The organism is Halotalea alkalilenta DSM 17697 (assembly GCF_000621205.1).
GTDB classification, from domain to species: Bacteria; Pseudomonadota; Gammaproteobacteria; order Pseudomonadales; family Halomonadaceae; genus Halotalea; species Halotalea alkalilenta.
Map to the genome: position 1 here is coordinate 146,673 of NZ_KK211232.1, position 12,992 is coordinate 159,664.

The window sequence follows — 12,992 nt, forward strand, 5'->3', positions numbered from 1 at the left end:
CCTGTTCGGCACGCACGAAAAAAGGGACCGGAGGCCCTTTTCTCTTGATATCCACTCGATGAAAGCGGGACATCGAATTCTGGAGCGGGAAACGAACTCCAGGACGAAGCCATAACCCATTGATTAAAAATTAAATACTCTCACCCAGAGTGACTGAATGGACTAGATTGTGGACTAACTGTTTCACAACGTCAGCGTCGGCTACCCGTCTTCATCCATTAGCTTCCGCTGACATCCATGTACTGTGCAAAGCCCCATTAGTCGTCATCGCTGAGGCAGATGTTTCACATGAAGTTGCTCGATGATTCATCGTTGACCCAAGCATGGACGATGATCTTTACCTTCGAGTCGTACCGGAAGAATAGGTGGAATTGCCTTCCAATCTTGGCCCGTCGTCAGTGGCACGGTGGGCCTATCTTGGCTGCGTTTTTCAACCAGGCGGGTTAGGATTAGATTTAAGCGTGAAATTCCACTATGGGGTGAATTTCAGAGAAAAATCTATCAACTCCAGTGGTGTCTGATTAGATTTGGACGTATATTTCATACATGAGTGAACATTCACGACATCAGATAATCAAGCGCCTGCAGGCGGAACTTCCTCGGGGAGCGCCGTTCGATCTCGCCATGCTGGAAACCTTCGGCGTGTCGCCCAAACTGGCCGCCCGCTACGCCGAGAGCGGCTGGTTGGTGCGCCTGGGACACGGCGTCTATGCCTATCCCAACGACAATTTTGACGCCAGTGGTGCGCTGCGGCTCCTGCAAGAGCGGGTCGCCGGGCTGCACGTTGGCGGCAAAAGCGCCCTGGCGCTGCAAGGGGTTCGGCACAACCTGGCTCCCAAGGAAACCTTGGTGCTCTGGGGCGAGGCCCGCTTTGCGTTGCCTGCCTGGTTCACCACGCGCTTTCCAGCGCGCTACGTCAACGCCAGGCTGTTCGAATGGCCCGACGATGACCTCGCCAGTAAGACCCTGCACACACCACCCGGACAGCTCGCTGGGCTGCGGGTGGCAGTGCCCGAGCGCGCAGTGCTGGAACTGCTCTACGACACCGGCTCGCGGGAAAGCCTCGAGGAATCCCGCAACCTGTTCGACGGCCTGCGCTCACCGCGCAAGGACGTGCTTGGACGGCTGCTGGCCTGCTGCACCAGCGTCAAGACCGTGCGTCTGTTCCTGACCTGGGCGCGGGAAACCGGCGTCATCGACGTGGATGAGTTGCTGGCGCAATACTCGGTACGCTCCGGCAGCGCCAAGCGCTGGATGAGTCGGCTGGATGATGGAACCCTGTTAAGCCTGAACCCTCATGGATAAACACTACGCTGATACCGTCCGCCTATTGCTGAACATCGCGCCCAACGTGTTCGACAACGACATCTTTGCCATGAAGGGTGGCACGGCCATCAATTTGTTCCTGCAGGACATGCCTCGCCTATCCGTGGATATAGATGTGGTGTACCGCCCCTGGCAGACACCACGCGACCAGGCATTACAGGCAATCAACCAGGAACTGGCCGCCATCGCGCAGCGCGTCGAACGCCTTGGCGTACAGACACGGCTGATCCGTAGCAAAGACCTTGGCGACACCAAGCTGATCGCCGAGAACGAGGCCAGCCAGGTCAAGGTCGAGGTCGAGGTCGAGGTCAATGTCGTGTTCCGTGGCACGGTGCTGCCCATCGAGCGCAGGCCGTTGAGTGCCCGCACGCCGGCCAGTTGCCCGCGTTGCGCTGGAAGCTCGCCAACCTGGCAACCTTCCAGAAACGCCGTCCACGAGACTTTGCCGCACAGGCTGATGCGCTTGATGTAGGGCTATTTTTTGGGCGATGAGCAGAGCCCACCACCGCCCTGGATCGGAAAGGCAGAAATTGCAGACTGGCTCAGAAGACCTAGACGCGCCACAGTTCTCGTGCTCTGGAGCTTTCGGACATTGGCAACCGACTATGCAATGTCAGCCAGTTATCAACGATGATCAGATCTCCGATCTCTCCAATCATGAGCAATTATGTAGCAGCTGTCATAGATCAGCTTGTTGATTCCGGCAGTCAGCTCATCGCTGTCGGACTGTGCATAGGGGTGACCAACAGCTTTTGCCTGTTGTGTCGCAGAATCTGGGAGCCCCATGATGTCTCCAGAAGAAGGCCCGGATTGAAACATCTATGCGGATCGATTGCGCGAGAGCCTGTCCATCCGCCGCGAATGCAGCTCAAGAAATGGACTCAAAAATGGCCTTAAATCGCGTGGCTGTAGGCGGACGCCAGTAGACGATGCTGGACGAAAAGAAGGCCGAAAAACAAAGTTTTCGGCCTTCTTTCAATCATCTATGGAAATTGGTGGATGTCCATGGACGAAAATCTTGGAGCGGGAAACGAGGCTCGAACTCGCGACCTCCACCTTGGCAAGGTGGCGCTCTACCAACTGAGCTATTCCCGCGTAACAGTGCCGCCAAGCGAAGAAGAAGTGGCGTCCCATAGGGGGTTCGAACCCCTGTTACCGCCGTGAAAGGGCGGTGTCCTAGACCACTAGACGAATGGGACGCATGGAGCGGGAAACGAGGCTCGAACTCGCGACCTCCACCTTGGCAAGGTGGCGCTCTACCAACTGAGCTATTCCCGCCTGTACTTCGCACCCTGAAGACATCGAAATCAAGTGGCGTCCCGTAAGGGGTTCGAACCCTTGTTACCGCCGTGAAAGGGCGGTGTCCTAGGCCACTAGACGAACGGGACGTTGCTGCCGTCTCGGTGTCTCGATCAGGTGGCGCGCATGTTACCCATCACCCCTGGGAGTGTCAATAGCGTATTGATATCCGCCCATTTTCTTCGACACGCACTCGATCTCCAGGCTTCAATTCGAGCCCAAGCAGGCGCGCGGGATCCATCGGCTGCGCTACCTGCCTTGCAGCGACGGCTGGTCGCTGACGATGCGGGAGATACGATATGGCGGGTACGCGTGCAGTGGCGCTTTTTAATCGCGGCCCACGCCCCCATCTCTCAGCGAGATGCCCTCACCCGGTGAGGGCATCGAGCGCCCTGGCAAGGCGCTGACCGACCGCGACCGATGAGGAGAGAGAGATGAGCGATCAGGAAAAAGTCACCAAGAGCGCCGCCGAATGGCGCGAGACGCTTACCCCCGAGCAGTACCGGGTGACGCGCGAGGCAGGCACCGAACCACCGTTCAGCGGCGACTATGAAGTCGCCCCGGTGATCGGCACCTTCCACTGCGTGTGCTGCGACGCGCCGCTTTTTCGCAACGACGACAAATTCGCCTCGCACTGCGGCTGGCCAAGCTTCGATCGGCCGCTTGCCGATGCAGCGGTCGAAGAGCACATCGACACCAGCCACGGCATGCGCCGTATCGAAGTCACCTGCCGACGCTGCGATGCCCACCTCGGCCACGTATTCCCCGACGGCCCGCAGGACACCACCGGACTTCGCTACTGCATCAACTCGGTGGCGCTGAAGTTCCGCGCGGACGAATGACTCACGCCGTGGAGCTGCGCTGCGCCTCGCGCTTTGGCTGTCGTTGCCAGGCGCGCGGCAGCCGCGCCTCCAGCCAGCCTCGCGTCGGCGCCACCACCCACCGCTGGACGGACAGCGCCAGCGCGACGATCGCGAGCAGATGGAAGGGCATGCTCCATATCGGCAGCTCGCGCAGACCGATGACTTCGATATCGAGCTGCATGATCGCCGCGCCCTGCTCGATCGACCAGCGAGTCGCCCGGGCGAAGGGGCCGATCAGCGGCGTATGCAGCACGAAGATGCACAACGCCGCCTCACCGAGCCGCTGGGCGAGGCGCTTGCTCTTTTCGCCGCGCGGCGCTCGCAGCGCGCTGGCACCGAGCAGCAGCAGCGCCTGGAAGGGCAGCAGCAGGCCATTGTGGACCAGATAGTAGAAGCTGGTGCCATCCAGGGTGAGCAGCCACGCGCCGAGGGGAACACCGCACAGCGCCAGGGTGATCAGCGCGTGCCGGTGCCGAATCAGTGCATCACGTAACCACGCCTCGCGATGCGCCCGGTAGAGCAGGACGCCAACGAGGAACTCAGGCAGCCTGAACAGCGGATTGCGGTGCAACATCCCCACGGTGACGTGATCGAACGCTTGGCTCAGGGTCGCGAGCAGCGGTCCGAGCATGTAAAGGCCCCAGATCGCCAGCAAAGCCAAGCCCCAGCGGCGTAACCCCATCAGCCGGGGGGCTACCGAGGGGAAGCAGAGATAGAAGAAGAACAGCGCCGAAATCGACCATGAAGCGCCGTTCAGCCACAGGAATCTCGGCTCCCACGCCTGGAGCAGGAAAAGCTGAAGGCCGATGTGCTCGATCGCCGAGACCCAGGGCAACCGCGCGCCGAACAGCTCACGCAGCTGCGCATCGGGCGCCACATAGGGATGGGAGTTGTAATAGACGTAGACTCCCTCCGGCACGATCGGGTACTGGAAGAGCAGCAGGCTCAAGGAGAGCAGCAGCGTGATCAGGTGGATCGGATAGAGATTGCACAGCCGCCTGGCGACGAAGGCCGGCGCACTGCCCTTCAAGCGGCCAGCGCCATCGAGCGCGACGTGGGCGAGCAGGAAGCCGGAAAGCATGAAGAAGGTGCTGGTGGCGAAGAACCCCATGCCGATGATCTTGCGTGCGACCAGCGGCAGATCCCCATAGAGCCCACCGAAATGGTAGACCACCATGGCCAGCGCCATCAGGAAGCGCAGCCACTCCAAGCCGTAGAATCGCTCGCGACCGGAAGCGGAACTTGGTATCGATGTATTCACTCTGCCTCCTGTTCGACGCAGCTACCCGCCCGGAGCCGCCCCTCTGGAGCACCTGCCCGTCGCGAAAGGCGCGAATTGTAGTCGAAGCAGAATCGATTGCACGGTGTAAATTAAGTCTACCTTACATATCGTCCAGGATATCGCCAGGGCCATTGGTCCTATCCCCCCGCCATACTGGCGAATGGCCAAGTCCCGCCACTGCCCACCGGCGGTGGCCCGGCGCTGGCCCAGCGAATAGAATGCGCACTCATACGCAGGCACAGGTAATACGCGATGCTCGGTTGGTTTCCCGGACACATGAACAAGGCGCGCCGCCAGATCAAGGAAGCGCTGCCGGCGATAGACGTGGTGATCGAGGTACTCGATGCCCGCCTGCCCTACTCGAGCGCCAATCCGATGCTCGCCGAACTGACCCGGCACAAGCCGGTGCTCAAGATCCTCTCCCGCGCGGATCTCGCCGACCCCAGGCTCACCGAGGCGTGGTGTGCCCATTTCGACGCTCAGCCGAACACCCAGGCGCTGGCGATGGTCACCAGCGACCAGCGTGCGCTGAAGAAAATCCCTGCGCTGTGCCGCGACCTCGCGGGCCAGGTCAGGGCCGATCGCGACGTACGGGTGATGGTGATGGGCATTCCCAATGTCGGTAAATCGACGCTGATCAACAACCTCGCCGGGCGCAAGATCGCCAAGGTCGGCAACGAGCCGGCGGTGACCAAGCGCCAGCAGATCGTGCGTCTCGACAATGGCATCGCGCTGACCGATACCCCCGGCGTGCTGTGGCCGAAGATCGAAGACCAGGCCAGCGGCTATCGGCTGGCGGCCAGCGGCGCGATCCGCGATACCGCGCTCGACTACCTCGACGTGGCGACGATCACCGCCGCCGAGCTGGCCCGGCGCTACCCCGAGGCGCTCAAGGCCCGCTACAAGCTGACCGAGCTGCCGGCCTACGTCGCCCCTGTAGAAGTCGGCGAGATCGAGGCCGACGGTCCGCGCAAGATCGACCTGCAGGCGCTGGCCGGTTTCGACGGCCAAGCGATCATCGCCGAGATCGCGCGCAAGCGCGGCGGTCTCAAGAGCGGCGGCGTGCTCGACCTCCACCGCGGCGCCGAGGTGCTGCTCCATGAGCTGCGCGACGGCAAGCTCGGCAGGCTGAGCCTGGAGAGCCCCGAGGACATCCCCGCGCCGGGCGGGCCGGACGAAGAAAAGACCGGCTGAGCCGAGGCGCCCGCCTCTCGCACCCGATACCCAGGTTCAGCCGACGATCTCGAGGCTCAGCGGCTGGCTCGGGCACGCCGGCGCAGGCAGTTTCAGTGCTTGCGCACCCGGAGTGATCGCGCCGAGCACCCGTGCCCCGCGGGCCCCCGTGCAGCTCGCCACCGTACCGGGCAGCCCATGCCAGGTAAGAAAGCCGAGCAGCGCGAAGGCGTAGGCTTCCTTGGCCGCCGAAGGCAGCCCCAGCGCGTCGGCGCTGATCACCCGGACGCCGCGGAGCGCGCGCTCGAGCATCCTCATCAGCAGCGGATTGCGTGTCCCACCGCCGGACACCACCAGTTCGGTGACGCCCAGCCCCCGCGCCGCGCCGGCGACGCTCTCGGCACTCAGCGCGGTCAGCGTCGCCAGCGCGTCCTCCGGGGCGATTTGCGGTCGTCGCGCCAGCGCCCGTTGCAGATAGGCGAGGTTGAAGAGCTCCTTGCCGGTGGTCTTCGGCGCCGGTCGAAGATAGTAGGGCTCGGCCAGGAGCTCACTGAGCCAAGCCTCGTCGATCCTGCCCCGGGCCGCCCAGCCACCGTCACGATCGAAATGCTCGCGGTCCGCGCTGAACAAGCGCACCGCGGCGTCGATCAGCGCATTGGCCGGGCCGCTGTCGAAGGCCAGCGGTTCACCGCCCTCCGGTACCAGGGTCAGATTGGCGATCCCACCTAGATTGAGCGCCGCGGGCCGCCCCGGCCGGCCGCGCAGCCACATCGCGTCGATCGCGCTGACCAGCGGCGCGCCCTGCCCGCCGGCGGCGACGTCGCGCGGGCGGAAGTCGGCGACCACCGGCTTGCCGGTGCGCTCGGCGATCCAGGCCGGCTGGCCGATTTGCAGCGTACCCTCGACCTGCCCCGCCTCGACCCAGTGAAAGACCGTCTGGCCGTGGGAGGCGATCAGCTCCGCGCTCCCGCCGCAGAGGCCACGATCGGCCTCTAGGGCAAGCTCGGCGAACGCCTGGCCGATCTCGGTATCGAGCCGGCAGAGCGTAGCAAGGTCGGTGGCCGCCGGCGGCAGCGCCCGTGCGAGCCTCGTGGCCACGGCCTGCGGGTAAGGACGGCTGAGCATGCCCAGCGGACGCAGGCGCAGGCGGTGGTCGATCAGGGTGATCTCGGCGCAAGCCGCGTCGATGGCATCGAAGGAAGTGCCGGACATCATGCCGATGACGTTCATCGCGACTCCAAGGTATCAGTGGGCGCCCGCAGGAGCAGGCCCTGCCATGATGCCAGCTCGATCCACCATCGCAAGGCGTGGCGCGTCCAGCCAGCGAAGGAGTATGCTGGTGCGCTGTTGCGCCCGCCGCCGTCCTCAACCTCACCATTGCCGTCAGCAGGGTTTCCGATTTCCAAGCCATGAATGCCCCGATCCGCAAGTCCCACAAGCTCGACCACGTCTGTTACGACATCCGCGGTCCCGTGCTGGAACACGCCAAGCGACTGGAAGACGAAGGCCAGCGCATCCTCAAGCTCAACATCGGCAACCCTGCCCCGTTCGGTTTCGAAGCGCCGGAGGAGATCCTCCAGGACGTGATGCGCAACCTGCCCACCGCCCAAGGCTACTGCGACTCGAAGGGGCTCTACTCGGCGCGCAAGGCGATCATGCAGGAGAGCCAGCGCAAGGGCATCAAGGGCGTCGGCATCGAGGACGTCTACATCGGCAACGGCGTCTCCGAGCTGATCATGATGGTGATGCAGGCGCTGCTCGACGACGGCGACGAAGTGCTGCTGCCGGCCCCGGACTACCCGCTGTGGACCGCCGCCACCCACCTCGCCGGCGGGCGCGCGGTGCACTATCTGTGCGACGAGCAGCAGGACTGGCAGCCGGACCTCGAAGACATCCGCGCCAAGATCAGCTCCCGCACCAAGGCGCTGGTGATCATCAATCCGAACAACCCGACCGGCGCGCTCTACTCGGCCGAGACGCTGCGCGGGATTCTCGCCCTCGCCCGCGAGCACGGGCTGATCGTGTTCTCCGATGAGATCTACGACAAGATCCTCTATGACGACGCGGAGCACGTTTCTACCGCCGCGCTCGCCGAAGACATCCTGATCCTGACCATGAACGGGCTGTCGAAGAACTATCGCTGCGCGGGCTTCCGCGCCGGCTGGATGGTGATCTCAGGCGAGCGCCGCCACGCCGAGGACTTCCTCCAGGGCATCAACATGCTCGCCTCGATGCGGCTATGCGCCAACGTCCCCTCCCAGCATGCGATCCAGACCGCGCTCGGCGGCTATCAGTCGATCAACGACCTGGTGCTGCCCGGCGGGCGGCTGCGCGCCCAGCGCGATGTCGCCTGGGAGAAGCTCAACGCGATTCCCGGCGTCAGCTGCGTCAAGCCGAAGGGAGCGCTCTACATGTTCCCGCGCCTGGACCCTGAGATCTACGCGATCGAGGACGACCAGAAGCTGGTGCTCGAACTGCTGCTGGAGGAGAAGATCCTGCTGGTCCAGGGCACTGCATTCAACTGGCCGACCCCAGACCACCTGCGTATCGTCACCCTGCCCCACTGCGAGCAGCTGACTGAGGCGATCGATCGACTCGCCCGCTTTCTCGCCCGCAGGCGCTGACGTCCGGGGACCGGGCATGAACCAGCGCTTAAGGGCATCTTGAATATTCCCCTCGGCCCCCTTATCTAGGGCTCAGGTTCGCGCCGTTTCGACCTTGGTCGAACGGTTCCCCCATCCGCGACGAGCCCCATCCGCTCGGACGGCGCAGTGAAAACAACCTTGGAGACAGCCTCGCCATGATGAGGATCGCCCTCTTTCTCGCTACCAACCTGGCGGTCGTACTGGTCGCGAGCATCACCCTGAGACTGCTTGGCGTCGACGCCTATCTCTACCAGGCGACCGGCGCCGATCCGATGAGCCTGCTGATCGTCTGCTTCGTGTTCGGCATGGTCGGCTCGATCATCTCGCTGTTCATGTCGAAGACCATGGCCAAGATGAGCACCGGCACCCAGATCATCGAGCAGCCGCGCAATTCGCAGGAGCAGTGGCTGCTCGACACCGTCGCCGAGCTCGCCCGCGACGCGGGGATCAAGATGCCCGACGTCGGGATCTTCCCCGCCCAGCAGTCCAACGCCTTCGCCACCGGCTGGAACCGCAACGATGCACTGGTCGCGGTGTCCGCCGGGCTGATGCAGCAGATGCGCCCGGAGGAAGTCCGCGCGGTGCTGGCCCACGAGATCGGCCACGTCGCCAACGGCGACATGGTCACCCTGACCCTGATCCAGGGCGTGGTGAACACCTTCGTGATGTTCTTCGCCCGGATCGTCGCCCAAGCGATCAACGCCTTCCTGAGCCGCGGCAGCGATAACGGCAACGCGCTCGGTTTCATGGGCTACTTCGTCGTCGTTACCGTGCTCGAGATCGTCTTCGGCATTCTCGCCAGCATGATCGTCGCCTGGTTCTCGCGCTGGCGCGAATACCGCGCCGATGCCGCCGGTGCACGACTCGCCGGCAGCGGTGCGATGATCAATGCGCTCTCCCGGCTCAAGGCGGAAACCCAGCTTCCCGACCAGATGCCGGCATCGATGACCGCGATGGCGATCACCCAGGGCCAGACCCGACAGCTGCTGCAGAAGCTGTTCGCCAGCCACCCGCCGCTGGACGACCGCATCCGCGCGCTGAAGGAAGCCGCCTACCGTCAGTGAACCTCGCATCATCACTGTCGACGTGATGCAGTCCACTCGCCAAAGAAAGCGCGGCCCCCGAGGGCCGCGCCAGATTAATGACAAACCCCTTTTGACCCAGCGACGCTCTCGATCCTGGCGAGTCGAGAACCGTTTGGGTCCTAACGCACCTCTTGCTCGCTTAGATGCGAGGGGCGGTCCCCTCGCGCTCCCCCTGAAAGGGGACGCGCCGCCACGAGATCGCGAAATCCTGGCCGATCAATCGCTTGCCCTCGGGTCGGCGCGCATGGACATCCCTGTCCGGGCGCGCCTTTTGCGACATCCATGTCGCAAACCCCGGTGCAATCGATTGCCGGCCAGCGCGCTCTCGGAGGCGGCTGGAAGCCATCGTGGCATCTTCAAATACTTTGTCAGCAGTCTGGCGCGGCCCTCGGGGCCGCGCTTCTGTTAGGCAATGAGGTGAGAATTCATCCACTTGGTCATGGCCGTTTCGGTGGCTCGCGCTGAATCATTAGCGAGCACTAGGCTCCAGCGTAGGCAGCGGCGGCAGCGAGGCTTGGTACGCCTCGATATCGCTGAGCAGCAGCCTGGCCTGGGTACCCCATCCGCCGACCAGGACATCGTCCTTGCCGTCGCCGTCGAGATCGCCTTTGCCCATGCTCCAGCTACGGCCGACCGTCACGCCGGGCACCACGGACGAGGTCACATCGGTGAAATTCCCCTCGCCGTCGTTCTGCCATGCCCGGAGCTGCTGCGGTACGAAGCCAGGCACCTGTATCGCGCCGACCAGCAGGTCCGGCGCGCCATCGCCATTGAAGTCGACCACGGTGCCCGCCCAGCTGGAGAAGGTGTGGGAAGGCAGACGGCTCTCGGTCTCGTCGCGGAAGCGGCCGTTGCCGTCGTTGATCAAAAGCCGGGTCTGCGGATCCTTGATCCAACCGAAGTTGTTGCTGGTGATGTTGAAGAAAACGATGTCCTGGTGACCATCACCATTCGCATCGAAGACGTGCACCTCCCGAGTCTCCATCGGCACGCGCAGATCGAGCCTGTCGGATTCATCGGTGAAGCGACCGGTTCCGTCGTTGATCAATAGCCGGTTCGGAAACGCCGGGCTGGCAAGCACGATGTCGAGATGACCGTCGCCATTCACATCCGCGAGTGCGACACCCTCCGTCTGGTCGTTGGCCAACGGCAGATTCGTCTGCGTGGCATCGATGAAGTGCCCGGGCCGCTCGGGATCATTGAGGAACAGCAGGTTCCTGGCGGAAAGGATCGGCGCATCCGGCGTATGGCCGGTCTCGCCGGTGCTGCCGATGAAGATGTCCGGAAGGCCATCGCCGTTCAGGTCACCGGTCGCCACAGCATTGCCCTGACTGGTGGCCGGCAGACGGTCGCTCGCGTCGATGAAGCCGCCCTTGCCATCGCCGAGGAACAGCTGGTGAACCTCATCGGATTCGGCCACGAAGACCACGTCCATATTGCCGTCGCCATCGAAATCCGCCGCGCGGACATGTTCGCTGTCGTGAATCTCCTTGCCGAACGCATCCGGCACATAGGTAAGCTTGCCGGTGCCGTCGTTGAGGTACAGGCGATTGACGCCGTACTCGACGGAGATCACCACATCCAGGTCGCCGTCGTGATCGACGTCCAAAAAGACCGAATCGGTGGCATGCAGGCTCGGGGCGATCGGTACGTTGGGAGCGGTCGCGTCGACGAAAGCAGAAGAAGGCGCCTCAGGAATCAGCACGAATGCGTCGGTTGCGGGGTCTCGAACCGAGCCGTCGGCGCTGGTGGTGGCGTTGGTGGCGGCGCACCCCGTGATTGTGGTCGCCAGCATCATGACGAATGATGACGTCGCAACTCGGTACTTCGCTGGTTTTTCCATATCCGGGCCCCATGAAACTTGTGTGTGACCTTGGACCTTAGCGGAGGAATGGTCATGTACATAGAGGCGCAGCGAACTTGAACCCATGACGATACGTCATCAATAATCGCGCGAGAGATCCGCTCGAACGCAGCAAGCAGCCAAGGAATCCCGGTGATGCAAGATGAGTTGGGCGCACTCGCCGCCTTCGTGGCGGTGGCTGAGGCGAAGAGCTTCACCCGTGCAGCCGGCAAGCTGGGCGCCTCCCAGTCAGCGCTGAGCCACAAGATCAGGCGGCTGGAGGGGCGCCTCGGCGTTAAGCTACTGACAAGAACCACGCGCAGCGTGGCGCCCACCGAGGCCGGAGGCAAGCTGCTCAAGACGCTGGTGCCTGCCCTCGAGGGCATCAGAGAGGAGCTGGCATCGCTCACCGACGATGCCGATGTACCGTCCGGGACCATTCGCATCACGACGGCGGATCACGCAGCGGAAACCCTGGCCTGGCCGGTGCTCAAGCGCGTGCTGCGACATCATCCGAATATCGCCGTCGAACTCGATGTCGAGAATGGATTCGTGGATATCGTCGCCGAAGGCTACAACGCTGGCATAAGGCTCGGCGCGAACGTGGCGAAGGACATGATCGCCGTGCCGATAGGCCCGCCGCAGAGGGTGGTGGTGGTCGGCTCTCCGGCATACCTGGCCGAGCGATCGGAACCCGTGGTTCCCGCGGATCTCGCCGCGCATCGCTGCATCAATCGCAGGCTGCCGACATTGGGCGGCTCTCCGGCGTGGGAATTCGCGAAGAACGGGCGCCAGGTCAAGGTGCGAACGTCGGGCCAACTCTCGACCAACCGCCCCGAATTGATCGTGGATGCCGCCGTCGAGGGATTCGGCCTGGCCCTGCTGCTCGAATCGCAGGCTCTTTCGCTGGTCGAGACCGGCGCGCTGGTCCGCGTGTTGGAGGACTGGTGTCCCTCGCTGCCCGGCTACCACCTCTACTATCCCGTGAGCCGCCAAGTCACGCCAGCCTTTCAAATCGTGATCGATGCGTTGAGATACGAGCCATCGCGCATGCAGGCTCCCGGCAGCTCGAACGGATGAAAGACCTCCGCCGCCTCTTTCTCGACGGGACGGTTTGGTTTGTAATGCCCCGTCGAGGAGCCACATGGGCAGGAGAAATACATTGATCATTCGCTGGGAAAGCGAACATGACTATGTCCTGGTGCATCTGCACCAGGACATGTTCGGCGATTGGATCGTCAGCCGCGCCTGGGGCCAGATCGGTACCCAGTTCGGCGGGCTCAAGCACATGCTCGCCGAGGACCGCGCCCAGGCCCAGACCTGGATCGACGACATCGCCCACATCCAGGCGTCGCGCGGACTGCGCAAGGTGCTCGAAGCGAGCGACGACAGCCGGGAAGGCCGTGAGGAGATCCGCCAGCTGTCGCTGCTCGACGGTTGCTGAACCGGCCGCTCGACCGACGCCATCGGCACCGC

The 12,992-nt window shown here is 63.4% G+C and carries 12 protein-coding genes and 4 tRNA genes; 8 read left to right on the forward strand and 8 right to left on the reverse strand.

What is annotated here, in order from left to right; translation table 11 throughout:
• Positions 1-284: 284 nt before the first annotated feature.
• Positions 285-383, reverse strand: coding sequence for a type II toxin-antitoxin system YhaV family toxin (locus Q376_RS24530; protein ID WP_425402443.1), 99 nt, complete (start codon positions 381-383; stop codon positions 285-287).
• A 163-nt stretch (positions 384-546) separates the two neighbouring features.
• On the opposite strand from Q376_RS24530, the gene Q376_RS0118315 reads away from it, so the two are divergent.
• Both Q376_RS0118315 and Q376_RS23460 read left to right on the forward strand, forming a co-directional pair.
• On the forward strand, positions 547-1,305 hold the full coding sequence (locus Q376_RS0118315; RefSeq protein WP_027351528.1) for a type IV toxin-antitoxin system AbiEi family antitoxin domain-containing protein: 759 nt from the start codon (positions 547-549) through the stop codon (positions 1,303-1,305).
• Positions 1,298-1,798 (forward strand): nucleotidyl transferase AbiEii/AbiGii toxin family protein, encoded by a 501-nt coding sequence (locus tag Q376_RS23460; RefSeq protein WP_425402442.1) that lies wholly within the window; start codon positions 1,298-1,300, stop codon positions 1,796-1,798. Before Q376_RS0118315 ends, Q376_RS23460 begins: the two co-directional genes overlap by 8 nt.
• A 547-nt stretch (positions 1,799-2,345) precedes the next feature.
• On the opposite strand, the gene Q376_RS0118325 is transcribed toward Q376_RS23460, so the two are convergent.
• The 4 genes from Q376_RS0118325 to Q376_RS0118340 form a co-directional block, all read right to left on the reverse strand.
• Positions 2,346-2,421: transfer RNA gene (locus Q376_RS0118325), tRNA-Gly, on the reverse strand.
• A gap of 28 nt (positions 2,422-2,449) precedes the next feature.
• A tRNA-Glu gene (locus Q376_RS0118330) sits at positions 2,450-2,525 on the reverse strand.
• Positions 2,526-2,528: 3 nt separating this feature from the next.
• Positions 2,529-2,604, reverse strand: a tRNA-Gly gene (locus Q376_RS0118335).
• Positions 2,605-2,638: 34 nt separating this feature from the next.
• Positions 2,639-2,714, reverse strand: a tRNA-Glu gene (locus Q376_RS0118340).
• 345 nt (positions 2,715-3,059) lie between these two features.
• Here Q376_RS0118340 and msrB point away from each other — a divergent pair.
• A complete protein-coding gene (msrB, locus tag Q376_RS0118345) occupies positions 3,060-3,467 on the forward strand; it encodes a peptide-methionine (R)-S-oxide reductase MsrB (protein WP_027351529.1) in 408 nt (135 codons plus the stop codon).
• A gap of 1 nt (position 3,468) precedes the next feature.
• Here msrB and Q376_RS23465 read toward each other — a convergent pair whose 3' ends face one another.
• Positions 3,469-4,749, reverse strand: coding sequence for an acyltransferase family protein (locus Q376_RS23465; protein WP_169739045.1), 1,281 nt, complete (start codon positions 4,747-4,749; stop codon positions 3,469-3,471).
• A 273-nt stretch (positions 4,750-5,022) separates the two neighbouring features.
• Between Q376_RS23465 and ylqF the strand changes: the two genes are divergently transcribed.
• The gene (gene ylqF / locus Q376_RS0118355) at positions 5,023-5,964 is read left to right on the forward strand and encodes a ribosome biogenesis GTPase YlqF (protein WP_027351530.1); all 942 of its coding nucleotides are present in this window, start codon (positions 5,023-5,025) and stop codon (positions 5,962-5,964) included.
• A gap of 36 nt (positions 5,965-6,000) precedes the next feature.
• On the opposite strand, the gene Q376_RS0118360 is transcribed toward ylqF, so the two are convergent.
• Positions 6,001-7,173, reverse strand: a complete 1,173-nt coding sequence (locus tag Q376_RS0118360) for an anhydro-N-acetylmuramic acid kinase (RefSeq protein WP_027351531.1) — start codon at positions 7,171-7,173, stop codon at positions 6,001-6,003.
• Between the two features lie 179 nt (positions 7,174-7,352).
• Here Q376_RS0118360 and Q376_RS0118365 point away from each other — a divergent pair, with 179 nt between their 5' ends.
• Complete coding sequence (locus tag Q376_RS0118365) at positions 7,353-8,567, forward strand: pyridoxal phosphate-dependent aminotransferase (RefSeq protein ID WP_027351532.1); 1,215 nt, start codon at positions 7,353-7,355, stop codon at positions 8,565-8,567.
• A gap of 176 nt (positions 8,568-8,743) precedes the next feature.
• On the forward strand, positions 8,744-9,652 hold the full coding sequence (gene htpX, locus Q376_RS0118370) for a protease HtpX (protein ID WP_027351533.1): 909 nt from the start codon (positions 8,744-8,746) through the stop codon (positions 9,650-9,652).
• 490 nt (positions 9,653-10,142) lie between these two features.
• Here htpX and Q376_RS0118380 read toward each other — a convergent pair whose 3' ends face one another.
• A complete protein-coding gene (locus Q376_RS0118380) occupies positions 10,143-11,516 on the reverse strand; it encodes an FG-GAP repeat domain-containing protein (RefSeq protein ID WP_027351534.1) in 1,374 nt (457 codons plus the stop codon).
• A 168-nt stretch (positions 11,517-11,684) separates the two neighbouring features.
• Here Q376_RS0118380 and Q376_RS23470 point away from each other — a divergent pair, with 168 nt between their 5' ends.
• Positions 11,685-12,596 carry a LysR family transcriptional regulator gene (locus Q376_RS23470; RefSeq protein WP_211266719.1) on the forward strand — a complete coding sequence of 304 codons (912 nt, stop codon included), beginning with the start codon at positions 11,685-11,687 and terminating at the stop codon, positions 12,594-12,596.
• Between the two features lie 82 nt (positions 12,597-12,678).
• Positions 12,679-12,960: a hypothetical protein gene (locus Q376_RS0118390; RefSeq protein ID WP_027351535.1), complete on the forward strand. Its 282-nt coding sequence runs from the start codon at positions 12,679-12,681 to the stop codon at positions 12,958-12,960.
• Positions 12,961-12,992 lie beyond the last annotated feature (32 nt).

Excerpts from the sequence above, each read along its gene's own strand:
- Q376_RS0118380 (WP_027351534.1), bottom strand. The coding sequence starts at position 11,516 with ATGGAAAAACCAGCGAAGTACCGAGTTGCGACGTCATCATTCGTCATG.
- Q376_RS23460 (WP_425402442.1), top strand. The coding sequence starts at position 1,298 with ATGGATAAACACTACGCTGATACCGTCCGCCTATTGCTGAACATCGCG.
- msrB (WP_027351529.1), top strand. The coding sequence starts at position 3,060 with ATGAGCGATCAGGAAAAAGTCACCAAGAGCGCCGCCGAATGGCGCGAG.
- Q376_RS0118360 (WP_027351531.1), bottom strand. The coding sequence starts at position 7,173 with ATGAACGTCATCGGCATGATGTCCGGCACTTCCTTCGATGCCATCGAC.
- Q376_RS0118365 (WP_027351532.1), top strand. The coding sequence starts at position 7,353 with ATGAATGCCCCGATCCGCAAGTCCCACAAGCTCGACCACGTCTGTTAC.
- Q376_RS0118315 (WP_027351528.1), top strand. The coding sequence starts at position 547 with ATGAGTGAACATTCACGACATCAGATAATCAAGCGCCTGCAGGCGGAA.
- htpX (WP_027351533.1), top strand. The coding sequence starts at position 8,744 with ATGATGAGGATCGCCCTCTTTCTCGCTACCAACCTGGCGGTCGTACTG.
- ylqF (WP_027351530.1), top strand. The coding sequence starts at position 5,023 with ATGCTCGGTTGGTTTCCCGGACACATGAACAAGGCGCGCCGCCAGATC.